At 40.4% G+C, this 24817-nt stretch carries 21 protein-coding genes and 1 tRNA gene; 11 read left to right on the plus strand and 11 right to left on the minus strand.

The features are described from left to right. Positions 1 to 45: 45 nt before the first annotated feature. Positions 46 to 1467 (minus strand): type I glutamate--ammonia ligase, encoded by a 1422-nt coding sequence (glnA, locus tag CH365_RS11755; RefSeq protein WP_100768766.1) that lies wholly within the window; start codon positions 1465 to 1467, stop codon positions 46 to 48. Between the two features lie 319 nt (positions 1468 to 1786). Here glnA and CH365_RS11760 point away from each other — a divergent pair, with 319 nt between their 5' ends. The 3 genes from CH365_RS11760 to CH365_RS11770 all read left to right on the plus strand — a co-directional run bounded on the left by CH365_RS11760 (position 1787) and on the right by CH365_RS11770 (position 3541). After that, a complete protein-coding gene (locus CH365_RS11760) occupies positions 1787 to 3034 on the plus strand; it encodes a hypothetical protein (protein ID WP_100768985.1) in 1248 nt (415 codons plus the stop codon). A gap of 122 nt (positions 3035 to 3156) precedes the next feature. Next, positions 3157 to 3230 (plus strand) — tRNA-Met (locus CH365_RS11765). Positions 3231 to 3253: 23 nt separating this feature from the next. Next, on the plus strand, positions 3254 to 3541 hold the full coding sequence (locus CH365_RS11770) for a Cys-rich protein (RefSeq protein WP_100768767.1): 288 nt from the start codon (positions 3254 to 3256) through the stop codon (positions 3539 to 3541). Between the two features lie 3 nt (positions 3542 to 3544). Here the strand turns inward: CH365_RS11770 and thiH are convergent, their stop codons facing one another. Genes thiH through CH365_RS11785 form a run of 3 tightly spaced genes read right to left on the minus strand, consistent with a single transcriptional unit; the run spans position 3545 to position 8267 of the window. Continuing rightward, on the minus strand, positions 3545 to 4681 hold the full coding sequence (gene thiH / locus CH365_RS11775; RefSeq protein ID WP_100768768.1) for a 2-iminoacetate synthase ThiH: 1137 nt from the start codon (positions 4679 to 4681) through the stop codon (positions 3545 to 3547). Further along, complete coding sequence (locus CH365_RS11780) at positions 4662 to 5474, minus strand: thiazole synthase (protein ID WP_100768769.1); 813 nt, start codon at positions 5472 to 5474, stop codon at positions 4662 to 4664. The genes thiH and CH365_RS11780 overlap by 20 nt, the downstream gene beginning before the upstream one ends. A 9-nt stretch (positions 5475 to 5483) precedes the next feature. Continuing rightward, complete coding sequence (locus CH365_RS11785) at positions 5484 to 8267, minus strand: chromosome segregation SMC family protein (RefSeq protein WP_100768770.1); 2784 nt, start codon at positions 8265 to 8267, stop codon at positions 5484 to 5486. 77 nt (positions 8268 to 8344) lie between these two features. On the opposite strand from CH365_RS11785, the gene CH365_RS11790 reads away from it, so the two are divergent. From CH365_RS11790 to CH365_RS11815, 6 genes are all read left to right on the plus strand, one after another. Continuing rightward, a complete protein-coding gene (locus CH365_RS11790; protein WP_100768771.1) occupies positions 8345 to 10171 on the plus strand; it encodes a motility associated factor glycosyltransferase family protein in 1827 nt (608 codons plus the stop codon). 90 nt (positions 10172 to 10261) lie between these two features. Next, positions 10262 to 11314, plus strand: a complete 1053-nt coding sequence (locus CH365_RS11795; RefSeq protein WP_100768772.1) for a serine/threonine protein kinase — start codon at positions 10262 to 10264, stop codon at positions 11312 to 11314. Between the two features lie 108 nt (positions 11315 to 11422). Further along, positions 11423 to 12103, plus strand: a complete 681-nt coding sequence (locus CH365_RS11800; protein ID WP_100768773.1) for a biliverdin-producing heme oxygenase — start codon at positions 11423 to 11425, stop codon at positions 12101 to 12103. 3 nt (positions 12104 to 12106) lie between these two features. Next, complete coding sequence (locus CH365_RS11805; RefSeq protein WP_100768774.1) at positions 12107 to 13363, plus strand: MFS transporter; 1257 nt, start codon at positions 12107 to 12109, stop codon at positions 13361 to 13363. Positions 13364 to 13468: 105 nt separating this feature from the next. Beyond that, the gene (locus CH365_RS11810; protein WP_100768775.1) at positions 13469 to 14680 is read left to right on the plus strand and encodes an EAL domain-containing protein; all 1212 of its coding nucleotides are present in this window, start codon (positions 13469 to 13471) and stop codon (positions 14678 to 14680) included. Between the two features lie 12 nt (positions 14681 to 14692). Beyond that, positions 14693 to 14914, plus strand: coding sequence for a hypothetical protein (locus CH365_RS11815; protein ID WP_100768776.1), 222 nt, complete (start codon positions 14693 to 14695; stop codon positions 14912 to 14914). On the opposite strand, the gene CH365_RS11820 is transcribed toward CH365_RS11815, so the two are convergent. The 7 genes from CH365_RS11820 to CH365_RS11850 form a co-directional block, all read right to left on the minus strand. Beyond that, entirely contained in the window at positions 14911 to 15843 is a 933-nt protein-coding gene (locus CH365_RS11820) for a DMT family transporter (RefSeq protein WP_100768777.1), read from the minus strand. The genes CH365_RS11815 and CH365_RS11820 overlap by 4 nt on opposite strands. Before the next feature lie 114 nt (positions 15844 to 15957). Continuing rightward, positions 15958 to 16170, minus strand: coding sequence for a hypothetical protein (locus CH365_RS11825; RefSeq protein WP_100707304.1), 213 nt, complete (start codon positions 16168 to 16170; stop codon positions 15958 to 15960). A gap of 221 nt (positions 16171 to 16391) precedes the next feature. Continuing rightward, positions 16392 to 17078, minus strand: a complete 687-nt coding sequence (locus tag CH365_RS11830; RefSeq protein WP_100768778.1) for a hypothetical protein — start codon at positions 17076 to 17078, stop codon at positions 16392 to 16394. 81 nt (positions 17079 to 17159) lie between these two features. Continuing rightward, positions 17160 to 17792 (minus strand): glycerol-3-phosphate 1-O-acyltransferase PlsY, encoded by a 633-nt coding sequence (gene plsY, locus CH365_RS11835; RefSeq protein WP_208861205.1) that lies wholly within the window; start codon positions 17790 to 17792, stop codon positions 17160 to 17162. Then, entirely contained in the window at positions 17789 to 19165 is a 1377-nt protein-coding gene (der, locus tag CH365_RS11840; protein ID WP_100768779.1) for a ribosome biogenesis GTPase Der, read from the minus strand. Before der ends, plsY begins: the two co-directional genes overlap by 4 nt. Then, a complete protein-coding gene (gene smpB / locus CH365_RS11845; protein WP_100768780.1) occupies positions 19166 to 19648 on the minus strand; it encodes an SsrA-binding protein in 483 nt (160 codons plus the stop codon). It abuts the gene before it with no gap. Between the two features lie 32 nt (positions 19649 to 19680). Beyond that, positions 19681 to 22710, minus strand: coding sequence for an AAA family ATPase (locus CH365_RS11850; RefSeq protein WP_100768781.1), 3030 nt, complete (start codon positions 22708 to 22710; stop codon positions 19681 to 19683). Between the two features lie 133 nt (positions 22711 to 22843). On the opposite strand from CH365_RS11850, the gene CH365_RS11855 reads away from it, so the two are divergent. Further along, complete coding sequence (locus tag CH365_RS11855) at positions 22844 to 23959, plus strand: pyridoxal phosphate-dependent aminotransferase (RefSeq protein ID WP_100768782.1); 1116 nt, start codon at positions 22844 to 22846, stop codon at positions 23957 to 23959. A gap of 9 nt (positions 23960 to 23968) precedes the next feature. Beyond that, positions 23969 to 24814, plus strand: coding sequence for a prepilin peptidase (locus CH365_RS11860; RefSeq protein WP_100768783.1), 846 nt, complete (start codon positions 23969 to 23971; stop codon positions 24812 to 24814). Positions 24815 to 24817: the final 3 nt, after the last annotated feature.

Consider the following 24817-nt stretch of genomic DNA (forward strand, 5'->3'; position numbering starts at 1 on the left):
CCGAGGATAACTCGGGGTTTTTTAATCCATACTGAATTCTTACAATTAGCAAGAATAAGTAGTAAGGAATTCGAACGGGTGAGGACGTCCTTCCCAAGGCCAAATTTCGGTTTCGAATTTGTATGCTTTGTAGGTTTGGATGAACTCTTCGGTAAATACATTTCCTTTTTTGAAAATTTCTTTACCTGCCAACATATGCTCCACTGCTTCTCTAAGAGTGTGAGGCATTTGTTGGATTCCCTTCTCACGGATTTCATCCAGAGAAAGTTCGAACAAGTCTTCTTCCCGAGGTGGTCCCGGATCGATCTTGTTCTGGATCCCGTCAAGTCCTGCCATAAGCAATGCAGCAAATGCAAGATAAGGGTTCGCAGAAGAATCTGGGAAGCGGAACTCAACACGTTTCGCTTTTTCTCCGCTTACGAACGGAATTCTCGCGCAAGCGGAACGGTTCTGAGCAGAGTAAGCTAAGATCGCAGGAGCTTCGAATCCTGGAAGAAGTCTCTTATAAGAGTTAGTAGAAGCGTTAGTGAAAGCAGCTACGGTTTTTCCGTGCTTCAATACACCACCAGTATAGTTAAGAGCAAGCTCGCTCAAACCTTGGTATCCGTTTCCTGCAAATAGGTTTTTACCGTCTTTCCAAATAGATTGGTGGCAGTGCATACCATTACCGTTGTCTCCATAAAGAGGTTTAGGCATGAAGGTTGCGGTCTTTCCCCATTTATGAGCTACGTTCTTAACAACATATTTCAGTTTTTGAACGTTATCAGCTGCTTCAATAAGAGTTCCGAATTTAACTCCGATCTCTCCTTGAGCCTGAGCAACCTCGTGGTGGACCACGAAAGTTTCCATTCCGATCTTATGAAGAGTTTTAACGATATCTGCACGAAGATCCACTTGTGAATCCACAGGAGCTACTGGGAAGTAACCACCTTTGGTTCCAGGACGGTGTCCTGTGTTGATGGAACCAGGCATATCAGTGTGTGAATTCCAAATACCTTCGGAAGATTCTAATTCGTAGTATTGGATATTGATCGCGTCTCTTACTTTCAAACCGTCGAAAAGGAAAAATTCGTTTTCTGGTCCGAAGTAAACAGTGTCACCGATTCCGGTATCTTTCAGATATTTCACCGCGTTTTTAGCGATGGAGCGAGGGCATTTCTCGTAAGCTTGGTTCTTATAGATATCCCAAACATCGCAGAATACTACGAGAGTAGGATCTGCAGTGAACGGATCCAAAAAGATGGAAGTCGGGTCAGGGATCAACTGCATGTCCGATTTGTGGATCGGCTGCCAAGCAGGGATGGAAGAACCGTCGAAAGGAAGTCCTTTAAGAGTAGTTTCGTCTACGGAATCTACGTGGTAAGAAACGTGGTGCCAAGCTCCTTTAATGTCCGTAAATCGGAAATCGTAGAAAAGAACCTTGTTCGCTTTTGCGAAAGCGATCACTTCTGCGGCATTTTTCGCCATTGATACTTATCTCCTATATGTTTGTACTAGGGGTCTCTAATTCGCACGCAAAGAGCGTGTCCTGCTTATGTTTATGCAAAAGATGTGCCAAATCCTAATACCCATCCTGCAAGTATCTTCCCTCCCCATAAAAAAAGGAGGAGCCCCTTGAAAAGCAGTCCATGCTCAGGCTAAAAATCCTTGAACCTGAGGCAATCAGTAAAAAACTCCGATTGAATGGATTCGATAGAATTTTCAGAACCAAGGTTTTGGATCTATCTGTCCTGTGCCTTGCGCTAGTTTGGTACACTACGCTCAAAATATAATCATGGGAGAAACCATGCAGATCCTTGCCAAATGGCCTAGTCCATCCGAACTTTCTTTTTCAGGCCAGGGAGATTCCGAAGTAGGAATTCCAAACACTAAAGAATATTTTCAATCCGTATTGGCATGGGCAAAGGAGAATGGAGCAGAAGAATACTTTTTAGTTCCCTTAGAAAAATGGGTCCCTTCTTCGGAGTTACTCTCCACCCTTCCCTCTTATCCTGTCCCAACCCAAGTGGAAATTTCGGATTCAGTTACCTTCTCCTATTTAATCCCTCCAGTATTATTCGGAAAAAAACTTTGCTTCTGGATCTCCGATGAAAAGAGCCTAACGGACTCTTACTTTCATGTTTTAGGAAAAATAGAAAGGTCGGAAGAACAACTCAGTAAAATTTTTGAAAAGGAGATCCACGCAACCCCAGAGATCATATGGAAAGAAGAAGAGAACCATTCCGATTCTTTATTATTAGAAAGAAAATTATGGGGAAAAAGAGAGAATGGAAAAAGATATTCTTCTTCCTTCTCCTTGGCCAAAGCATTTTTTGTAGGATCTTTGACAGATATCCGAGAAATCCATGAATACGAATTAAGCTCCCAATATTCTTCCGAATTAGAAAATGTAATCCTCAAGTTCTTATTTAAAAGAGCGGATTCCAAATATTTCTCCCTTTTATCCGCATTGGGAAAAGGTGAAACAGAGAATGGATTTGTTTTTAAGCCCAAAATCTATTTTTCATTTGGTCTACAACTTTTGATACTCGCATGTGTTATTGCGGAAGCTTACGAAGAATTAGTATCTAGATGGATAGAAGAAAGACCTCCACTCAATGATGTATTAAACAAATTGGAAGAATGGACTAATAAAGAATCCCATCCCAAAACAGAGGTCGGAATGGATGCGATCTTTGAAGAAAAGGTAATCCATTTATTGGATAAATATGCAGACAGATCGGACAGATTCCTTCTCAAAAGACTAGAAGAAGAATATTCGCAGTCTTATAAACGAGTATCCGAACAATTCCAACTTAGGAAAAAGGAACTAGAAGAAAAACTAATCCCGGATCTATTATCCCAAGTGGAATCTCATTCCAAACTTTCCTTTCCGGAAGAATTAAAATCGGAATGGGAAATTTTAGGAAAAACATTACAAACTCGGCTAGAAAATTTTCTCTTAGAAAGAAAAAATTTACAAAATCCTGAAGAAAAAGGGAACGGAAAATCGCCCGAAAGCTGGAACATTCTAATCGGGCAAAGGTCTGATTAAAGAATATTAGGCCACAATCCTAGGAAAGGTTTCGAATCACCCGGAGAGAAATCTTTGACAAGGCCGGTATTTCAAAAAAAATGACCGGTAAATACCTTTCGAAGGTATTTCCTAGGAATAACGGCGACGTAGCTCAGCTGGTTAGAGCAACGGAATCATAATCCGCAGGTCCGGGGTTCGAATCCCTGCGTCGCTAGGTCCTTTGGAGAAAACACACCCATGAAAAAAACAATCCTCGCAACCTTAATCTTACTAGCTACGGTTTTCACCGGACTCTCCTCCGTTTCCGCTCAAAGCCAAGCATGCAATCAGATCTGTGATTTTTATACGAACTGTGTAGAAGGCCAAAAAAAGCTGAGTGCTGCTGATAAACAAAAAGTAGGAGCAGGTTGTTTAAATACCTGCCGTAAAAATTACTCTGCAGTTACTTCTTGTTACGAAACTCATTCAGGTCAATGTACAGCTTTTAATAGCTGCTTGATGGACAGTTATAAAGGGAAAAAATAATCCTTAACCAATCCGATCGGGTACTTGAAAAAATGCCCGATCGAAATCTTTAAAGACCGGGTCCAGTCCCTTCTTCTTTAACATCTCCGTAAATTCTTCGATCTTTCTAGTATCTTCTATTTCAAATTGTTTTAATTCTTCTCCGCCGGAATAACCTCCGGGATCAGTCCTGGATTCCACAGACATATGAGTGATTGGCATTCCCGCCAGATGATTTCTCATCCGACTGGATTCTCTTGTGGATTGAACAAGTCCGCTATCCGGCAAAAAAAGTCGAAGTGCGAATAAAAATCGAACATACTCTCGATCAGAAACAAAGATCGTCTTATCAAACTCACCTTCTGCGGGTCTCATCCTAGGTAGAGAGATTTGGATCGTAGTTCTCCAATATTTTTTAGAAAGATAATGTGCGTGCTCTCCGAGTCGAAACATTTCTCCATACGGATCTGAAAGTCCAAGAAGTGCACCTACTCCGATACGTCTGAATCCGGCAAGGCCTCCTCTGTCTGGAGCATCCAATCTGTATCTCATATTCTTCTTCATTCCGCGAAGATGAACCTTAGAATATGTTTCCGAATCGTAGGTCTCTTGGTAGACTACTAAACCTTCTACTCCCCCTCCGATTAATACCTCGTATTTTTCCTGGTCCATAGGATAAATTTCTATGGAGATAGAATCGAAATACGATTTTAGGATCTCAACTGAAGATCTCAAATATTCTAAATTTGTGATAGAGTAATCTTCTCCGGTCAGGATAAGAACATGCCTGATCCCTTTGGACGCAAGAATCTCCGACTCGGCTCGGATCTCAGATTCGTTCAAAGTTTTTCTGGGAATCTTATTTTCAAAACTGAATCCACAATAAATGCAGGAAGATCTGCACTCATTGGAAAGATACATCGGCATATAAAGAGAAATTGTATTACCGAATCTTTTTTTAGTCCAATTGAGGGCACGCTCCGCCATTTCTTCTAAATAAGAATCAGCAGTCGGATGTATTAAGGAGAGATATTCTTCGAAATTTAGAGATTTTCCGGAATGAGATGTATGGAGCGCAGACTCTATATCTATTTTAGATTTAGATAATACTCTTTCCTTCGCTTCTGAGAAGGAGATTTTATCAAATAACTCCGTGTACATTTCTAGATTCTTCTTCTAAAAATCCTGTAAGAGGACTGGAGGCGGACGCTTGTTTGGATGCTGATATTCCTGAATTAGAATATAATCTGGAGATCCTTCCTGCTTCTGTGGCGAGTTTAAATGCATATGCTGTTTTTGCCGGATCTTTTGCGATCGCGATTGCGGTATTGACAAGAACTGCGTCCGCTCCCAGCTCCATTGCTTGCGCTGCATGAGAAGGTAGTCCTAGTCCTGCATCGACTACCACCGGAATATTGGATTGTTCTATGATAATTTCTAAATTTGCCAGGGTGCGGATTCCTTGGTTGGTCCCGATCGGAGAACCTAGAGGCATTACTGTAGCACAACCTGCTTCTTCTAAATGTTTACAAAGGATTGGATCTGCGTTGATATAAGGTAGAACGTTAAATCCTTCTTTTACCAGGATCTGTGCTGCCTTCAATGTTTCAATAGGATCAGGAAGAAGGTAAACTGGATCCGGAGTCACTTCCAGTTTTACCCAATTGCCTCCGCCTAATTCTCTGGAAAGTCTTGCGAGGCGGACAGCTTCTTCTGCGTCCCTTGCACCGCTCGTATTCGGTAAAAGTAATATTCTTTCCCGATCGATTTTAGTTAGAATATCATCTTCAGGCGAAGACAGATCCACCCTACGTAGAGCAACAGTCACTACTTCCGTTTCAGAAGAATGAATCGCTTGTTGTAGAGCAGCACCGGAAGAGAACTTACCAGTACCTAAAAACAGTCTGGATTTGAACCTTCTGCCTGCGATGATTAGATCGTCGGATTCCGTCACAATTCCAGATTATACTGCTTCGGTCGCTCTTCCAGCAAAATCTCTGGCTTCATCCAGTCTTAAGCTGATAATTTTGGAAATTCCAGGTTCTTCGTTTGTGACTCCAAAAATGGAATTTGCCCTATGGATCGTAGACTGAGCGTGAGTGATCACCACAAACTGGGACTTATCCTTGAACTTATCCAAGATCTGACAGAAACGAAGTTTATTCGCTTCGTCAAGTGCCGCATCTATCTCATCCAAGAAACAGAATGGAGAAGGTTTTACCATGTAGATCGCAAATAATAGAGCAATCGCAGTTAGGGATTTTTCTCCCCCCGACAAAAGCCTCAGGTTCTGGACATGTTTGCCAGGAGGTTCCGCCATGATCTCGATACCTGCATTTAAACTGTCTTCTCCGTCCACGAGTTCGAGCATCGCTCTTCCCCCATTGAACAGAGTGGAGAATGTTTCCTGGAAATTTTCTTTGATCCTTTCGAAGGTTTCTCTGAAAAGTTTTTCGGACTCTTCGTTGATGTTTTTCAGGATTTCAGTGATATCGTTTTTGGATCTTTCGATATCTTCTTTTTGAGTGCGGTGGTGTTCGTAGATTTCTTTTACGTTTCTATATTCTTCGATAGAAAGGGGGTTAATGGAACCCAACATTTGGATATCGGATTTTAAACGTTTGAGTTTGGTCTCACTCTCTCCCTTTTCAGGTTTCTTGTCCTTGAATTCGTCAGCAAGTTCCTGCTCGGAAATGGAATAATCGTTATACAATTCTTCGGAGAAAGATTCTAGCTGGACCTTATAAACCGAGACTGCTTTTTCCTTTTCGGTCAAGATAGGGAATAAGTTCTTATAATCTTCTTGGTTTTTATGGATCTCGTTTTTTAAACCTTGGATCTCTTTTACAATATTTCTAAGTGCTTCTTTTTCAGAATCAAGTGCACGGCTCATTTCCAAAAATTCGTTGTATCTATTCTCGATCTGTTGTTCCAGTTCGATCACTTCTTTTTCGAATTCTGTTTTTTTAGCGCCTAAAGTTTTGATGGATTCCTGAGCTGCTAAGATCCTCTTTTGGGTCTCATCTATTCTTTCGGAAAGAGATTTTGCAGATTCTAACTTAGAATTTTTTTCGGAATTTAATTCTAAGATACGTTTTTCTAGATAAACGATCTTTTCTCTGATATTCTCCGCTTCTTCTCTTAAAGATTCAATGGTTAGTCCGGATTCTTTGATGGAGCGTGTAAGATTTTCGTTCTCTAAGATCAGATCTTCTATCTCTTGGTCCAAACCTTCTTTTTGAGATAAAAACCCGTCTCTATCGAATAATAAAGTGCGGATACTATCTTCTAAGGAGAAATATTCTCCCAGTTGAGATCTGAACTTTTCTGTTTCTAGTTTTCCGGCTAGGTAAGAGAGTTTGTTTTTGGTCTCTTCTCCGGTATATGAGTCCAAAGCGGTTTTGAGCTCTGTTTCGACGGAATGGATCCTGTCTGCTTCTCCTAGTAGGAGTTCCTTCAGACGGTTTCTTTCCTCTTCAGTAGATTGGGCTTCTTTTTTGCGGGATTCCAATTGGGAAATTAAATCGAAGATAACTTCTTTTAATCTGTCTCTCAGTTCCACATGTCGTTTATCATTGGAGAGAATTCTCGTTTCCTTCTCTTGGATGGAAGTATTCTCCGCTTCTACTTTGGCTTCGATTTCGGATTTGTTCTTACGAAGCTCTTCGATACCTAGTTCCAGAGATTTACTTTCGCCCTCTAGATCGATCGCTTCTTTTTCCAGTTTTTCTTTATCGATCTGAAGAAGGCTTTGTGCGGACTCTTCCTTAGTTAAGGATTCTCTAATATCGGAAATACGATCCGAATAATCTAGGATAATACCCTTATTACTCTCAACCTTATCTTTCTGGATCTGAGTTTGGGTAAGATGGTCCAAAAGTTTTTTGTCGATCTCTGCGACCTTCTTTTCCAGATCGGACTTATGATGATCCAATTCTTCGATCCTTCCGGTTTCGGCCGAAATCATCTCTAGAAGAACTCTGTTTTTTTCTTTGATCTCTTTTAATTCATTCTCGGAAGTTTCGAATTTTCTCGTCAGAGTGGAGAACTTGATATAACGGATGATCTTATCTGTCTCATCCAGTTCTTGTTTGAGTCGGAAATATTCTTCCGCCTTCTCCGCTTGTTTTTCCTTAACTTCCATTTCCTTCTTCATCGTATTCATGATGTCTTGGATACGAAGAAGGTTCTGGTTCGTGTCGGAAAGTTTTTTAAGAGCTTCTTGTCTTTCCATCTTGAATCTGGAAATACCCGCGGCCTCTTCGAAGATCAGCCTTCTCTCTTCCGGTTTGGAATGAAGGATACGATCCACCTTTCCCTGTTCCATGATAGAGTAGCTGGATTTTCCGATACCGGTATCGAGTAGGATCTTTTCGATCTCCTTACGCTGCACACGAGAATCGTTTATTAGATATTCGTTATTTCCATCCGCGTATAATCTGCGGGTCAATTTGATGGTTGGATAATCCATCTTAATAAGTTTGGAAGAATTATCGAAGATTACGCTGACTTCCGCAAAACCAGCAGGCTTACGAGCTTCGGAACCGTGAAAGATGACATCATCCATCTTATCACCGCGAAGGCCCTTGGCGGATTTTTCGCCGAAGACCCATTTTAAAGCGTCGACTATATTCGATTTTCCGGAACCGTTAGGTCCTACAACTGCGGTAAATCCCGGATCGAGAAGAACTTCTGTCTCGTCCGCAAAGGTCTTGAATCCAACAATATTCAGGCTTTTGAGATACATATGTATTTTTGTGTTTCTTTGGGAAATTGATTGCAAGTGACCAGAATCGGGCGGACTCTGGAATGCTTAGGAGTATTATGTCTCACGATCTCCCGGAAAAAACAAGAGAAATATTCGGGAAAAAACCCTATCTCAGCCTGTATTTCCAAAATCCTCCTACAGAGACGTTGGAGTTCCGACTTGAGGCAGCCAAAAACCAAAATGAGTTCTTTCTCTCCAAAAAAGGAAGAGCCCTGGCAAGTTCTGTTTCTCCTTTTACCCAAGCAAAACGCCAATTAGATTCGATTTCTATTCAATCCACAGATCTGGTTGCAGTTTTAGGACTCGGAAATCCTCATTTGATCCGAGAAGTAGAATCCAAATTAGAGCCGGGACAAATTTTATTACTCATAGACAAGGATAGAGATCTACTCTTTCCACTTTGGGAAGAATGGTTAGAACCTGTGATGGAAGTCCCAGGAAGACATTTATTCTTAGGAGAAAATTCACTTTCTCTTCTTTGGAATTATCTGGAGTCACTTCCTGTAGAAAGAGTTTCAGGCATCAGAATACTTAGGAATGCGGCAAGTGTTTCTTTAGAAGAAATGTTTTATGCGGAAACGGATATAAGACTTCGAAAAATTCTCTCTTCTAAAATGAGTGATCTACTTACCAAATTCGAATTCGAAAGGATTTGGGTAAGAAATTCTCTTGTAAACACCGCGAACTTTTTATCTCCACCCAGTCCTAGGACTAAAATTGAATCCTTAAAGGAAAAATTTAACGGGACACCTTCCCTACTCGTATCCGCAGGACCGAATTTGCGAAGACAATGCGAATGGATCAAGAGTATCAGAGATAAAGTTTTCATAATGTCCTGCGATACTTCTCTCAAAGTACTTCTCAAATATGGGATCATACCTGACGGAGTAATGACCTTAGACGCACAAACTCATTCAGTATTCCATTTTTTGGGAGAAGATACATCACAAATCCCATTATTCGCGGACCTTGTCAGTTCTCCTCCTATATTAAGAAATTTGAAATTTAAATCGGTGGTACATAGTATTACCGCAAAATATTTGGTAGATGCCTCCGGAGAATTGAAAAGAGAAGCAACAGCGGGAAGTAAAAGTGCAGAATCATTACTCGGTCAAATAGGAGATGTTCAATCCGGGGGTAGTGTTGCCACAACCGCATTCGATCTACTCAGAAGTTTAGGATGTAAACCTTGCTTTTTAGTCGGCCAGGATTTGGCTTATTCCGGTAGAGAAATCCATTCCACAGGAACCCATCATAACGAAAAATGGCTTACTCTACTCACCCGCAAAACCAGTTTAGAAAAAATTAATGAAGCCGTGGTCCGAAAAAGGGATACAAGATACGTTCCTTCCGTGACAGGCAGAGAAGTATTGACGGATTATGTTTTGGATTTGTATAGACATTGGTTTGAAGAATCCTCCAAGTCCTTGGATTTTCCTGTTTATAATGTGAATACACAAGGGGCCAAAATTGAAAACGCGAAAAACATAGGACCGGAAGAAGCCACTCAAATCCTAAAGGGATTTGAAAATCACGAATACTTCTGGAAAGAATTCCCGGCTTGGAAGCCAAATCTGATCCAAGAAAACTTAGTAGGATCTCCCACAAAATTTAAAGAAGACTTATTGAAGGCGATAGATACGATCAAATCCGAATTTTCAGACGAAGAAAATCGGCTAAAGTCTTATGCAGATCTTCTCACTTTATTTCGCGAAAAATTAGGAGAATGGGACGATCTAAGATATTTGATACGAAAAACGGAAGTTTATATTCTACGCCATAAAGACAAATTAGACGAAGACAGAAAAAGAGAACTCTTCCTGGGGGCTATTCTAAAAGAATTTACGATGTTACGCAGAAAACTTCTGGCAGGAGAAAATTAGGAAGAATTTTCAGCTCTCGCAGCAAAGGCAGCGGCCTCAAAATAATAAAAAATCCTATGATTGCTAGTTTCCATACTGATACTAGCGATCATGGAGATCCCCGGCAAAGAATTCTACAATCGACTGGACATAGATTCCGTTTTATCAGCGGTAGAAGATGCCGGATTTTCAGTCTCCGGCCATTGTCTCGCCTTAAATAGTTTAGAAAACAGGGTCTATGATGTAGGCTTGGAAGAAGGGGGAAGACTCGTCGTAAAATTCTACCGTCCCGCACGTTGGACTCTTAATCAAATATTAGAAGAACATTCTTTTCTAAAAGAATTAGAAGAAGGAGAGATTCCCGTAGTCGCTCCCCTCGCCTTAGAAAACGGGATTACTGTAAGAGAAACAAAAGGAATTTATTATACAATCTGGCCTCTCCAAAAGGGAAGATTGGTAGAAGAGTTGGACAAAAACAATTTAGTCCAAACAGGAAGACTACTCGCCAGAATTCACAATATAGGCGCCTCTAAACAAGCTAAACATCGAATAGAATACAATCTGAAAAATTTCGGCGAGGAGCCTTTACGATTTTTGAAGGAGAAGGAGTTCCTACCCACTCACCTCTGGACAAGATACGAAATAGCAGCAAAACGAATTTTTAGTTCCTTCTCCGAGGCTTCCAAAGATATGCCGTTCCATCGTATCCATGGAGATTGTCATAAAGGAAATTTAATACAAACAGCTGACGGACTCTGTTTTATCGACTTCGACGATTTTGTGAACGGCCCTGCCGTTCAGGACTTTTGGATGCTTCTTCCTTTCGGTGATTCTTCATCCGAATATGAAAGAGAAATCTTTTTGGAAGGTTACCGTGAGTTCAGAGAATTTCGCTCCTCTTGGTTTGATTTAGTCGAACCGTTGCGGGGTTTACGTTATATCCATTATTCCGCATGGATCGCAAAACGTTGGGAAGATCCTTCTTTCCCGAATGCATTTCCTCATTTCGGAACGGAAGAATATTGGGAAAAAGAGACCCAAGACCTGGAACGACTTGGTTCGGATCTTCCTGTATCTTCTGAAGAAGATGGTAGGAACTCCTTTATTAAAACGGAAGAGTCAGAACTTACGAATAAGGACTTTTTCTGGGATATGGAGGATTAAATTCCAAGCTCCTTTCTTGATACAAATCCCCCTTCTTTTTCTCATTTTTGAGATTGACTCTCAAACCTAAAATTGAACATTTGTCACAGTAATGTCAGGAGAAACCCCATGAGCCTTGCCCAATTATTAAGAGACGGAACCTCCGAATCTCATACCATCGCGGAAAATAATGCATTCATTCGCTGCTTTATGAAAGGAGTATTGGAGCCAAAAAGTTACGCTAAACATTTGGAATCTTTCTATTTCGTATATGCTGCAATGGAAGAAGAGTTGGAAAATAAAAAAGACCATCCAATCGTCGGAAAGATCAGATTCCCGGAATTATATAGAAAAGCGCAGATCGAAAAAGACCTGGCTCATTTCTTTCAACCTGGACATTCTCCTAAGGCTACTCAAGCGACCGAAGCTTACGTAAAACATATTAGAGAAACTGCAAATACTTCCCCTGAATTATTGATAGCCCACAGTTATGTTCGATATTTGGGAGATCTTTCAGGAGGTCAGATTCTCAAAAGAGTAGCTGCTAAAGCTTTAGGAATAGAAGGAACATCCGGTTTGGATTTTTACGAATTTCCTGAAATTTCCAGTCCGAAAGATTTTAAAGATAAATATAGAAACACCTTAGATTCTCTTCCTTTGTCCGATTCTGAAAAAGAAAAGATCGTGCAAGAGGCGAATGAAGTTTTCAAATTGAACGGGAAAATTTTCGATGAATTGGAAGAAACTTTGATCTCTTCAATCGGTAAGGATAAATTCGAAGAAGTTTTAGCAAGTCCTGCGAGGCATTAATTTTTGTTAAAGGTATCTGCCAAAAAAGAATCCTCCTCTTTGGGGGCGGATTCTTTTCCTTGGATCACATTATCCTTCATCTTTTTAGCTATGCTTCCGGTCACAATGATCGTGCCGGTATATAAAGAGATCATAAAAGATAGATTGGGTGGAACCGGTTACGGAGTAGCCTGGTTCCAAAGTTCCGCGATGCTTGGCTCCTTTTTATTTTCACCTTTAGCAGGATGGCTATCGGATAAATTAGGAACCAGAAAAAAATTAATCGGAACTTTTGCTATATTGGATGGATTTTTCTTAGCCCTTCTTCCGTTTATGCCAAATATCTCTTCTCTTTTTGTTTTGAGATTTTTGGAGGGAGGGGCTCATATTTTCGTGATAGGTCTACTTCTCACCTGTATTTCCGATCGTGAAAAGGACCAAACATCTAGTTTTTATAATAAAGGAATTTTATTCGGGTTAGGAGGAACACTTCTTACTTTAGGAGGTGGTGTAGGCCAATCTTTGGGATTTTTAGGAAATAAAGATCCGCTTCTCCCTTTTTTTGTAGGCGGTTTCATTCTTTTAATTTTGGGAATTTTATCTTTTTTCTTTTTAGAAGAAGCAAATCTGAAAAAATTAAAATGGGAAGGTTGGCAAAAAACTAAAACTGCATTAGCACTTTCTCCCTTGCTGCTTGTTCCGATCGTTTTTCATTTTGTAGATCGATTCACAGTAGGTTATTTTTTAAGTTCCTTAAATTTACATTTAAGAGAAGATCTGGGATTTTCCCCGGGACAGGTAGGTGGACTTTTCGGAGTCATGTTCCTGTTGATGAGTATATTATCCCTTCCAGCTGCACTTCTTTCCAGAAGATGGAATTCTATCTCTTTGGTATGGATCGGCTCTTTTATTTACGGGATCGCTCAAGCAAGTACAGGTTTCCTGAATACCTCATCCGGACTCTATACTTCCATGATCGCATGTGGAATAGGAGCCGGGATTATGTATGTACCCGCGATGAGACTTGCTTCTTCTCTTGCTCCGAATGGTTTTAATGCAGTAGTAATGACTGTGTTTACCGGACTCGGATCTTTGGGATTTCTTTTGGGGCCTCTGGTTTCCGTTTCAGCTCAAGATACATTCAATCGTATATACGACAAAACTTTAGGTCTGGAATTCACAGGAATCTTGTATGGAGCGTTGGAAGTTTTGCTGGTTTTAGGCACTCTTCCCCTACTCTCTAAAATTTTAGAAAAAGAAAAAGATAAATCGATATTTTAAATTATATTAAACAAATTTAATAATAATAACGGATTTACCTTTAAAACAAACTTAATCTTGGATTTAAGTTTGCTATAGCGATGACATCATTCGATATAACGAACAATGATCCTCCAGGCCCAGGAAACCGAAATCGTACCATTCTTCCAACCTATCCTATCGGTTGAAGATGGGCAAATTTTTGCTCATGAGGTTTTGGCAAGGAAAAAGACTGAAGATGGTATCGTTTCTGCAGGCTATTTATTCTCTGCTGAGATAGGTTTGTCCGATTCCGAGCTAGGAGAATTAGAAGAAGGTATCTGGAGAAAAGCTTTAGAAAAACTTAAAGTTCATCCGGACCAATCCAAATTATTCCTGAATATTTCGCCCAATCGTCTCTATAGGGAATTGGAAAATGAAAGAATAGATTCCTTTAGATTATTACGTTTAACTAGAGAATATGGAATAGAACCGACCCGTATTATTTTAGAAGTCACAGAAGAAGAATTTTCCGGGAGCCTGGATTCTTTAAGGATCGCAGTGGACCTTCTCCGCGCATATGGATTCAAGATCGCATTAGACGATCTAGGATCGGAGGCTTCCGGTATAGAAAGAGTCGGACTTCTTCGTCCCGACTTTTTAAAATTAGATCTTAGATTGATAAGAGCTTCTGCTCGTTCTCCTTCTGTTAGAAAGGTGTTAGAACATATCCGTGACTTAGCCTTCTCCTTAGGAGCTTCCGTTTTGTATGAAGGTTTGGAAACCCAAGAAGAATTATATTTTGCATTGGAAGGTGGAGCCAGATTTTTGCAGGGATTTTTACTTTTGAGACCAGGAGCAGAACTTTCCACCGGCAAGGAACCTTCTCTATCCATTAAAGAGATGGTGAAATTTTTTCATCAGAAAAAAATGGAGGTTCTTCGCCAAGAGTTGAATTTTGAAAACAAAATCAGACTAACCTTAGGAGAATTTTTAAATCCTTTTCCTGTATTAAAAATAGCTAATAGATATCTGATAGATGCTTATACCGTTTTTCAATCTTCTAAAGAGATTCATAGGGTGTATATCACTGATTCCAAAGGAACTCAATTGTCTCCGTATTATATGAGAACAGGAGAAGACTCTTTTCGAGAAACGAGCCATGGGATCGGCAAAAATTGGTCTTATCTTCCCTATTTTTATAGGCAGCTTAGGGATTCGATGAGAAAGCCTGAGGATTGGGGAATGAGCGAACGCTACTTTGATAGTGACGCGGTAAAGGATCTGATCGTTTTTAGCAGAGAAATAGAATCCGGTGCCTATGTATTTTTGGACGTGACCGCTCCTCGCCTGTACTAAAAAACGGATTCAATGAGCGGTATTGAAAATCAGATCCTACAAGATATCTATAGGGCATCTTCCGAAGGAGGATTTCTTACGATGAGGGATTTGGAATTGAACACTTCTTTTTCCGAATGGAAATTGAGACCTCATTTAGAAGATCTAAAAGAGGCAAGCCTAATCGTGGAGCACCCGGAAGGATTCCAAGTGGCTCCTAAAGGAAAACATTTTTACCAAAGTAATTGGGGTTAATTCGGAACTTCCAATTCTTCGTCTGCCACCGAAACTTCTTCTTTTTTTCCTTGGGTCCTGTTCAATATAATCACCGATGAGATCGCAAACACTCCGCCGAGTAATGTACTTAATTTAGGTTCTTCTCCCAAAAAGATCCAACTTCCTAAAAGTGCAGTCACAGGCACGAGGAATATAAAAGAACTCGCCGTTCTGGATCCCAATCTACTAGAAGCGTAAAAATATACTGTTGTCCCGAAGGTCGTTGATATTACAGAAAGATAAAATAGTTGGACCCAAAAATTCCAACCGTTATCCATTACTCCGCTTAGATCGTATGGAAATGCGAGAAACAAATCGAATATTGTTCCTATGCTGAATACATAAAAGCTGTACACCATCGGAGACATTCTTTGTCCTGTGCTATGACTGTTCATACTCAAGATTGCCCAACTGAACGCACAGAGTAGAAAATAAACATTTCCAGATTGGAATAATAGGGTCCAATCTCCTTCCCAAATTTTTAAGAGTAAGAATCCACCGGTTAATCCTATGAACAAACCTATGAATTCTTTTCCGGAAGGGAGTTTTTTCTGAAAAGTGTGGACCAAGATATAAGTGAAGATCGGATTCATTGTTGTGACTAAGACCCCACCAGCTCCTGCCAAACCTTGGCTCAATCCCAATAAGAAGAATTGATTGTATATTGTGTATAAAACAGCACCTATTGCAACCTGCAGTAATCCTTTTTTATCAGGTAAGGCGATTGATTCTTTCCTCAAGATCAGAACCGGAACTAAAGAAAGTGCTGTTGCTAAAAATCTCCAGAACACGATTACGATCGGAGGTTCCGTGCCCACGATCGATTTTGCCGAAGGCCAAGCGAATCCCCAACTCACCATGGCGATCACGAGTAAGATAAAAAATTTTATAGATTGATTTTGGAACATCCCTAGTTCTGCCTCATTACCAGTGTTTTTCTTGTCCTCTTGAAGAGGAGTAATAATAAAAAACCCGGCCTTAGGTGCCGGGTTTTCCTTTCGATTTAGTCTGTATCTGAAAGATCATGCATTTAGATCGATTAGATAACCCCTGCGTGTCATTTGATCGTCGGTATTTACGCCTACCTTGGCGAGACTCTTCGGCGCTGTAACAACTGTATCCATGTTGCTAAGCGGATGAAGACGATCCGGCATATTACGAATGGTGAATTCGGATTGGGAGAATTGTTGGGCTGCTCGGTTATTGCTTCCGGCTGCGTTGATTTCTTGTAACATAACTGCGAATCCTATTTTTACAAAATTTAGACTATTCGGCAAGTTTTGTAAAGAAAGAAATTTCTAGAAAAAGACACGGAGTTTAAAAGAGACACAAAGGAATTTTCACACAGAGGCATGGAGACGCAGAGGGGTTATGGATGTCTTAAGCGAAATTACTCTATGAGCTTTATGCCTCTGTGTGCAAAAAACCCTGTGGCTCTCACTTAACTCTGTTTCTCTTACAAAGCCTCTCCTTCCCATCGCGGATACACCATCTCTTCCTCCTCTTCCGGAATGGAAGAACCTGCCTCGTCCTCAAGTAAGGTGAATCCTCTCGGCTCACCTATGAATTCTGGAAAATATTCGAAGAATAATTTACCTGCGATAATCCTTTTGGCGGCAGGATAATTCTGTTTGAATGTATCTGAAAAATCCAATTCGGGCAATTGGTGGAATTGGATCCTGTCTTCGAAATTGATAAAATCCTGTTTTGAGAAGCCGATATTTCGGGAAACGATCTCGTCCTTGAGTAAGATCCAATCCAATTTGAATCTCATTCTATATCCTTGGAATGCGGAAGATCTTTGGATCAGATTTACCACTCTCATCAAAGGATATTCCATATTATAATAAGGTGTAAGATAGACCATAAGGTATCTTTGGGAGAAACCAAGAGGTTCCCAAACATTTTCGGGGGAAATATTATTATCACCGTCGAATCTTAACTCTTCTAACATGGAGTGAAGAGCAGGAGCGTTCTTTTTTTCTGTATAAAATTCCTGGATTGCGATCTCTCCGAATTCCCCGTAATAGAGCCATTTATATAAATCTTGGATCTCTGCTAAAGGATGTGCCTGCAAGAATCGATTCAAACTCTCGATCTTCTCTTCCCTGGTACGGTTTTCGTCTATCTCCTTGTGAATCATAGAAACCTTAAGGAAGATTTTTAAATCCTGTCTGCTCCAAATTCAAGCCTAAAACTGAACTTTGGAAATTTTAGAAAAAGGTTATTCTTGGTCTTTATACTTTTCTTTATCAGAAGCGAATTCTTGTCCTTTGACAAGTCGGATCAGATTGGTCCTATGAAGTACCAAGATCGTCAAGCTGATACATACGATCGCCCAAAAGATAGGTGTATTAAAACTTTTACCGTCAATCAAAGAAAGTAGATAATACGAAATAGGTAGAGTGATCGCTCCCCCAATGGAGCCTATGGACACAAACCCGAAGATCTTTTTCAAACTTAAAAAAACGATCAACGTGATCAGTATCGGTCCCGGAGCAAGCACCGCAAATACTCCAAAGCTAGTGGCCACTCCCTTCCCCCCTTTAAACTTTAAGAAGGGTGAAAACATATGCCCAAGAACCGCAGCTACTCCGCAGAATAATGCCAAAAGTTGATTCGATTCTCCAAATAAGATCCGGATCAAAAGAGGAAAGATCGCACCTTTAAAAATATCTAAAAGTAAAACGGGCAAACCGATTTTCCAACCAAGCAATCTTGTGACATTGGTTGCTCCGATATTACCGCTTCCTTTTTGTCGAATATCGATCCCCTTATACTTTGCAGCTAAAAATCCGAAAGGTACCGAACCCAAAAGAAAAGAAGCGGGCGGGAAAACGATATACAACTCATTCATTTTCGATCGGACCTCAATTCTAAACGGATAGGGATCCCTTTCAGATTATACTTTTCGGTCAGCTTCTTCTTAATGAATGTTAATAAGTTGGATTTGAAATAATCTATATGGTTCACGAATAAGATCAAATGAAACGGGGAAACGGAAACCTGTGTACAATACAACATCTTAGGAGGTTTGTTTGCGGAGAAGGACCTACCCGCTTCCGCCATCCAGGCCCTTAAAGACTGATTTAATTCAGAAGTAGAGATCTTTTTCTTAGAGCGAGATGCCAGATCAATTGTCATCTCCATCATCTTATGGATCCTTTGTTTTTCCTTAGCGCTTAAGGTGATGATTTGTATCTCTCTTAAGAGGGGAAATCTGGAGTATAAACGTTCTTGGTAATTTTTAAAAGAATCATTGTCCTTATCTTCTATTGCGTCCCATTTGTTTACCGCAAGTAAGAACGGCTTTCCTTCTTCCTGGAGCATACCAACGATCTTTTTGTCAAATTCTCCGAAACCTTTGAGTGCATCCAAAAGATGGATGACCACATCGGAATTTTCGATTGTTCTTTTTGTTCTTTGGTAAGAGTAAAATTCCAAGGCTTCTGCCTTATCCGATTTTCTACGGATGCCTGCAGTGTCAGTGATACGGATCTTTTTACCTTCGAAGGTAACGGTTGTATCAACGGAATCTCTTGTAGTTCCTGCAACCTCGCTCACAACAGCTCTATCATATCCACAAAGTGCATTTAATAAACTGGATTTTCCTGCGTTCGGTTTTCCTACAATGGCAAGGCTAAAGTCTTCTGAAGAAGAAGCAGGAGTTTCTCCTTCTTCCATAGTTTGGGTTCTTTTTTTTGCATTTGGAAGTAGGAATGCGATCTTTTCCAAAAGAAGTGGAAGATTCCTTCTTCCTATTGCGGAAATCGGTAGGATCTCCGACAGGCCCATCTTATAAAAAGAATCCAGATCCTCTTCATCTTCAGGATGATCCACTTTGTTTACACAATATAGGACCGGAATCTGATTTAGTTCCGGATCTTTTCTGAATTTATCGATGAGCCTGGAATCATAAGAAGTAACCTCGTGTAGATCTAAAAGAAAAACTACAAGGTCGGATTCCGCAACTTGTCTGAAAGCATTTTCAAGAACTGCTTCTTCTAAACTTTCGGGTCTTTCTATATCCAGACCCGGAGTATCGGCGAGGATAAAGTCTAGGCCCTTCTCAGGATTTAAAACCCTGGCACGAAGAACATCTCGGGTCACGCCAGGATAATCTTCTGTGATCGCTAATTTCTTTTTAAGAAGTGCGTTGAATAACGTGGACTTGCCAACGTTCTGGCGCCCTACGATACTGATAATCGGAACTCTTTTTTTAGAGGACATTTAGGAGTAATTTTTGGTCTTCATCGCTCTCGCGATTTCCAGTTTTGCGTCGTTTTTTTTCATATCTTCCCGTTTATCGTAGAGTTTTTTAGGTTTTCCTAATGCTAACTCCACCTTAGCCCAACGGTTGTCTTTAAAATATACTTTAGTAGCGACGAGCACCAATCCCTTTTCTTTGATCTGTTTATCTAACTTATCTATCTCTTTTCTATTCAGTAGAAGTTTGCGAGGTCGGATATCCGGATGATTTGTATATCCTCCATTCTTGTATGGAGTGATTGAAAAACTATCCAGGTAAACTTCTCCGTTCTTTATTTTTGCAAATGCGTCGGTGAGGTTCGCCTTTTTTTCTCGCAGGCTTTTGACTTCGGATCCGGACAAAACAATCCCTGCTTCGATGAATGAGATCAATTCGAAGTTAAACTTGGCTTTTTTATTTACCAGAGGTTGAGGGCTATTGTCTTTTTCCTTTTTCGTTGCCATAGTTCCCAGGCGCGGGTTTTACCCGCTTGCCGTTATCGGGAAGAATGGTGAGTCAGGATCAACCTTCCCAGTTCTGCTCCGATCAAATTCGGCATATTATAAAAGTTTTCGGAAGTGATTTGGATGGAATCCGGAAATAAATGCTCCGCAATATATCTGCGGCCCAGTCCCACACCCAAAAACACGTAATTTTTATTCGAATGTTTAAGGATCTCTGCCTTTAGACGTTTATTGTCTCGGGATTGGATCTCCTGTTCGATCTCCGTTTTACCCCTTTGTCCCCTAAAGTCCGAAATCATTACCAGTATTTTCGTCTGTGCCTCCGGGGAAAAGTAGGATTCTATCTGTTCCAAGAGCTGGTATTCTTCGATCGAGTCCCCTTGCCAGTCCGAACGGAGGGAGTCGAACATTTCCTCTTCCTTTTTGGAATCGAAGTATTCGTCCATTCGTTTCACTTGGACTAGATCGATCCTGTCTTTTCGGTTCATTCTATCAGAATAAGCTGTTACGGAGAAGTTTACGTCATGTTCATCCAGGATATGAGCACTGGAGAGCATAGCGGATAATGTAGCGACTGAATATTCGAAGTTGAAGATCCTACGGGACTTGGAAACCAGGAAGGCAACTTCTACACCTTTTAGTTTTTCTTCGTCCTTATCGATGGTGGTCTTATCGAATACCTTAGAGTCCCCTTTTCCGGAGAGAAATGAAATATATTTTCGAGTGTCAATTCTCGAACCTTCGCTTCTATACATCCGGTTGATGTCTATCTCAGGATCAAAAAGTCTTTCCAGGTTCAGTTCCACTTCTTCCAAACTGCGCCCGAAAACTTCCTTAAATTCTTTGATGCTTGTTTGGATTGTGTATTCCCAAAGTATCCTGCGTTTTGCTAAGAATGCTTTGTATAATTCTTCCGTGCGATAACCCCAGGCTCCGCCTCCGCCTGCAGGTTCTCCTTGGCCCATGTTTCCCCGGGTCTCTTGTCCGTACCAGGCATCGGGTCCTTCTTTTCTTTGGCCACCTGTTTCAGGAGTATTGATCTCCAGACCTTCTCTTAATTCTCTTCCGGAGTTTTTAAGTTCTGCCTTTCCGGTAAGAGGTTCTCTCTTATGTAATTCAGGATCCCACCAACGTTTCTTTTCGATTTCGGTAGAAGGGGTCAGAGTTTTTTTTTTCTTATCCTCCAAAGTTTGGAAGAAGTCCGATACAATCTCGATTCCTGATAAGGAGAATTCTAAAATTCTCTCTAATTCTTTTCTTTCTCCGGGATCCGAAACCTGGTTAGAGTAAGCGATCTTTCCGCCTCGAAGTGCAATTTCACGTAGCCCCTCTTTTCCGAGAGATTCATCTGCATAACGAAGAACATGATCCTTCCATTGTAGAAGATTAGAAAGTCCGAATGTATAAGGCATCAAATTTGCAGAACCGATCGTTCTCTTTTTAGAAAGATCCTTAATTTTAATATGGAACTCCGCCATTTTAGAAACCAGATCACCTTCAGGTAGATAGAAATTTAGGATCTCTTGTAAAGTTGCATTATCTTCCAGCTCTGGGAATAGGACAGAAGTGAACCTGTTGCGGAATGCTCTGGAAATCGTAGGAGTGGATTTTGTTTTTCTAAATAATTTGAGCGCGAAAATACGGGAATCTTCCTTTAAAGAAAGAGGTTTATCTTCGGAACTTTCCGGAGGAAGAACAAGCGCTCTTGCATCATCGGTAAGCATATTCAATTTTTCTACTAGTTCCGCACCTGCTGCTTCCAGGTTTGTGATTAGAATATTTCCACCTTCTCTAATCCCTTTAGTAAGAGGACCATCAACCCAACCTACTTGAGATCCTGCGATCGGCTTTAAGGCACCAATAATATCTGCAGTGTGGATCCCTTTACAAAGATGAACTGCTTCCAAGGGAACTCCGCTAATCTCGGTAAATAATGGTAGAATGAGCTGAGGATCCTGCTCTTCTGAATATTCAATCAGAACGTTTTCTTTAAATTGAACTGCGGAGTAAACCTTCTCCGCAAACTCCCTTAGCTTTAAAGGCATTGGAACGGAAGATAGAATTTCTTTCGCAGTCTTTTCGTTGGTTACATGAATTTCCTTATCATTACAGAATAAGGAACTCTTATGCACTTCGAATTTAGGCTCTGGAAGATTCGGTTTGGCTTTTAGTCCCGTTTCTTTGAGTAGAAGTTCTATTTGGGAATTGCGATCTTCTTCTTTACGGAAAGGTTCTACATAAAAATTCCAAAGCTCTCTGAATCTAAGCTCAGGTTGATCTGCTTTTAAAGCAAGGATACGATTGCAAAGTTTTTTAAGATTTCGGATATTGAAGTGATACTTTTCTAAATCACCTTTTCCCAAATTTCCAGAAACCACTTTAGTTTCAGTCTCTAAGGAAATACGGATACAGGATTTAAGAATATCCGTGTTCATGTTCGGATATAATTTTCCTAAGATAAACAAGATCTCGTCTGGAGTATGAGGATCTATGAATACTGTAGAATAATATCTGGTGATATCGAATGGAAGTGGTTTACGTCCTTCAAATCCTTCCGAAGGGTTTTGAGTACCTATAAAATTAAAACCTTCTGCACCATGGATACGAGTTCCATCACCTTCGATCAGTTCCAAATAATTGGATTCATAAACTGTGGAAAAACGTTTGATGATATGAGGTGGACAAAGGTTCATCTCGTCCGCCACAAAACTTGCGCCACTTCTGACTGCGGAAGTTAAAGGTCCATCTCCCCAGGCAAAACCTTTTCCATCCAAGAGTAAACGATATGATCCGATCAGATCTTCAGGTAGAGTATCCTCGTTAAAACTAAATCTTGCAGTAGGATGGTTTCTTTTAAAATTGATATAGTAGATAAGTGCGTTTTTACCGACCCCAGCATCGCCGACAAGAAGCACTGGGCGAGATTCCAGAAGAGGATACAGAATATTTTGCAAATTCCTGATTGTGGAATCTGTTTCCACCAGATCGGAACCTAAAGAGCCGGAGTTATTTCCTAATCTAGACTTAGGTACTTTGATGCCGGCGATTGAAATTGTATCCATGTCCCCAAGATCCGGAAAGTGGAATTCCTAGGCAATCTCATTTCGGTATTTCTGAGAACGATTGGTTGGACACTCCAACTGATTCCACGAATCCAGTTTGACGAACAAACAGGTCCTACATTAGCGTATTTATATGAGCCAGAGTACCCTTGATTATGTACTAGCGCAAAGAATCCAAGGTTTGGATTCCTCAGCCATCCGAAAAGCATTCGAATTAGCCGGGAGCTTAAAAGACCCGATCAATCTTTCCATTGGACAACCTCATTTTCCTTGTCCTCCAAATATCGTAGAGGCCGGGGTCAAAGCTCTACGCGACAGAAAAACCGCTTATACTTTAACGGCAGGAATTCCCGAACTAAAAGAAGCTCTTTCCCAAAAATACAAACAGGAAAATCAGATCGATTATGCGAGTCCGGATCGTATCTTAATTACTTCGGGAATCAGTTCTGCGTTTTTATTATTATTCAATTCTCTTCAGAATGAAGGAGACGAGTGTTTAGTCGTAACTCCTCACTTTTTGATGTATCCGGCTTATATCAAAATTTACGGAGGAAAAATGCATACGGTTTCCGAGGATTTCCAACCCGAAGATTTAAATGCATTCAAGGATAAAAAGTTGAAGATCATCATCTTCTCCACTCCTTCTAATCCGACAGGAACTGTTTTAACTAAAAAACAACTGACCGCGCTTGCGGAACTCGCGGAAAAAACGGGGGCTTATCTGATCTCGGACGAGATCTACGAGAAGTTCGATTACGATAAGTCTTTCTTATCCGTAGGATCCTTTTATGAAAAAGCGATCACTCTTTCCGGATTTTCCAAAACCTATAGTATGACTGGACTTAGATTGGCATCCATTGTCGCTCCGGCTCCTATTATAAAAACATTAACTACCTTGCAACAATACACTTTGGTTTGTGCACCTTCTGTGACACAATGGATGGGGATAGAAGCCCTTAAAACGGAGATGCAACCTTATATAGACGATTATAAGGAAAAAAGGGATTATGTTTACGAAAATCTAAAGGACCATTACCAGCTTAAAAAAAGCGGGGGAGCGTTCTACTTCTTCTTAAAAATAAAGGAGAAGGACGATGATTTTATCGTAAAAGCAGTGAAAGAAAAAGGCCTGATCTTAGTACCTGGTTATATATTCGTAGATTCCAAAGAATATATCCGCATCAGTTTTGCTTCTGAATGGGAGAATCTGAAACGAGGCATACAAGCTCTAAAAGAGCTGGCTTCTTAAGAGAAAATTTTGGCGGAGTACTATTCCGAATTCCCAAGTTTACTCTTTTTCATATGGATAGGAGGCGTTTTAGTCTCCTTTTCCATGGGAAGTTTTTATTCTACCCTGGCTTATAGAATTCTCAGATTCTATTATGGAAAAGAAAGAAAGATTGGCTCCAAACTTTTCAGACTTAAAAAAATTTTAATAGAACCTTCTGCCTGTGAGTCTTGCGGTACAAGGATACAAGGTATGGCCATCATTCCGGTATTCGGATATTGGCTTTCTAAAAAAGAATGCATCAATTGTAAGGCTCCGATCAATCCATTATACTCTTTATGTGAAGCAATGTTCGGATTACTATTTGTAGTCTCCTTTCTTCTTTCCGGAAAATTACTAGGAAGTTTTACGTTTGTAGCCTTATGTGGACACTTGTTAGTAGCCGCAAGCACCGACTTTAAAAAGTTTTCCTTGGATTATGAAAATTTGCCTTTCATTCTTCTGTTTGGAGTATTGGCAAATTTTCTATTATTCGATTCTGTTCCTGGCAAAACCAATTTGATCGTGTATGTCTCCTTCTCCGCCGTATTCTTCTTAGTATATTTTCTATTTCCTGCAGGGATGGGATTTGCGGATGCAGTATTCGCTCCTGCATTCGCATTCTTATGCACTCATCCTTGGTGGATCTTCTTTCTAAATTCTTCTTACGCGATTGCGATCATTGTCACTGTCGTCCAAAGAAAAAAAGGAGAAAGTCTCAGACAAGTCCCCATCCCGATGGGAGTTTATTTTTCGATCGGCCTTGTATTGACATTTCTGGGTAGAATGCTCTCAAATTCAGGTTTACTTCCCAACTGGGCGGATCTCATTCTATAAGAA

It is taken from the genome of Leptospira neocaledonica (genome assembly GCF_002812205.1).
In the GTDB taxonomy this organism is placed as follows: Bacteria; Spirochaetota; Leptospiria; order Leptospirales; family Leptospiraceae; genus Leptospira_B; species Leptospira_B neocaledonica.

What these genes read in the sequence shown, in the direction of transcription:
- CH365_RS11760 (WP_100768985.1), top strand. Translation starts at nt 1,787, where the DNA reads ATGCAGATCCTTGCCAAATGGCCTAGTCCATCCGAACTTTCTTTTTCA.
- thiH (WP_100768768.1), bottom strand. Translation starts at nt 4,681, where the DNA reads ATGTACACGGAGTTATTTGATAAAATCTCCTTCTCAGAAGCGAAGGAA.
- smpB (WP_100768780.1), bottom strand. Translation starts at nt 19,648, where the DNA reads ATGGCAACGAAAAAGGAAAAAGACAATAGCCCTCAACCTCTGGTAAAT.
- CH365_RS11810 (WP_100768775.1), top strand. Translation starts at nt 13,469, where the DNA reads ATGATCCTCCAGGCCCAGGAAACCGAAATCGTACCATTCTTCCAACCT.
- der (WP_100768779.1), bottom strand. Translation starts at nt 19,165, where the DNA reads ATGTCCTCTAAAAAAAGAGTTCCGATTATCAGTATCGTAGGGCGCCAG.
- CH365_RS11815 (WP_100768776.1), top strand. Translation starts at nt 14,693, where the DNA reads ATGAGCGGTATTGAAAATCAGATCCTACAAGATATCTATAGGGCATCT.
- CH365_RS11785 (WP_100768770.1), bottom strand. Translation starts at nt 8,267, where the DNA reads ATGTATCTCAAAAGCCTGAATATTGTTGGATTCAAGACCTTTGCGGAC.
- CH365_RS11820 (WP_100768777.1), bottom strand. Translation starts at nt 15,843, where the DNA reads ATGTTCCAAAATCAATCTATAAAATTTTTTATCTTACTCGTGATCGCC.
- plsY (WP_208861205.1), bottom strand. Translation starts at nt 17,792, where the DNA reads ATGAATGAGTTGTATATCGTTTTCCCGCCCGCTTCTTTTCTTTTGGGT.
- CH365_RS11825 (WP_100707304.1), bottom strand. Translation starts at nt 16,170, where the DNA reads ATGTTACAAGAAATCAACGCAGCCGGAAGCAATAACCGAGCAGCCCAA.
- CH365_RS11795 (WP_100768772.1), top strand. Translation starts at nt 10,262, where the DNA reads ATGGAGATCCCCGGCAAAGAATTCTACAATCGACTGGACATAGATTCC.
- glnA (WP_100768766.1), bottom strand. Translation starts at nt 1,467, where the DNA reads ATGGCGAAAAATGCCGCAGAAGTGATCGCTTTCGCAAAAGCGAACAAG.
- CH365_RS11830 (WP_100768778.1), bottom strand. Translation starts at nt 17,078, where the DNA reads ATGATTCACAAGGAGATAGACGAAAACCGTACCAGGGAAGAGAAGATC.
- CH365_RS11850 (WP_100768781.1), bottom strand. Translation starts at nt 22,710, where the DNA reads ATGGATACAATTTCAATCGCCGGCATCAAAGTACCTAAGTCTAGATTA.
- CH365_RS11855 (WP_100768782.1), top strand. Translation starts at nt 22,844, where the DNA reads ATGAGCCAGAGTACCCTTGATTATGTACTAGCGCAAAGAATCCAAGGT.
- CH365_RS11770 (WP_100768767.1), top strand. Translation starts at nt 3,254, where the DNA reads ATGAAAAAAACAATCCTCGCAACCTTAATCTTACTAGCTACGGTTTTC.
- CH365_RS11790 (WP_100768771.1), top strand. Translation starts at nt 8,345, where the DNA reads ATGTCTCACGATCTCCCGGAAAAAACAAGAGAAATATTCGGGAAAAAA.
- CH365_RS11800 (WP_100768773.1), top strand. Translation starts at nt 11,423, where the DNA reads ATGAGCCTTGCCCAATTATTAAGAGACGGAACCTCCGAATCTCATACC.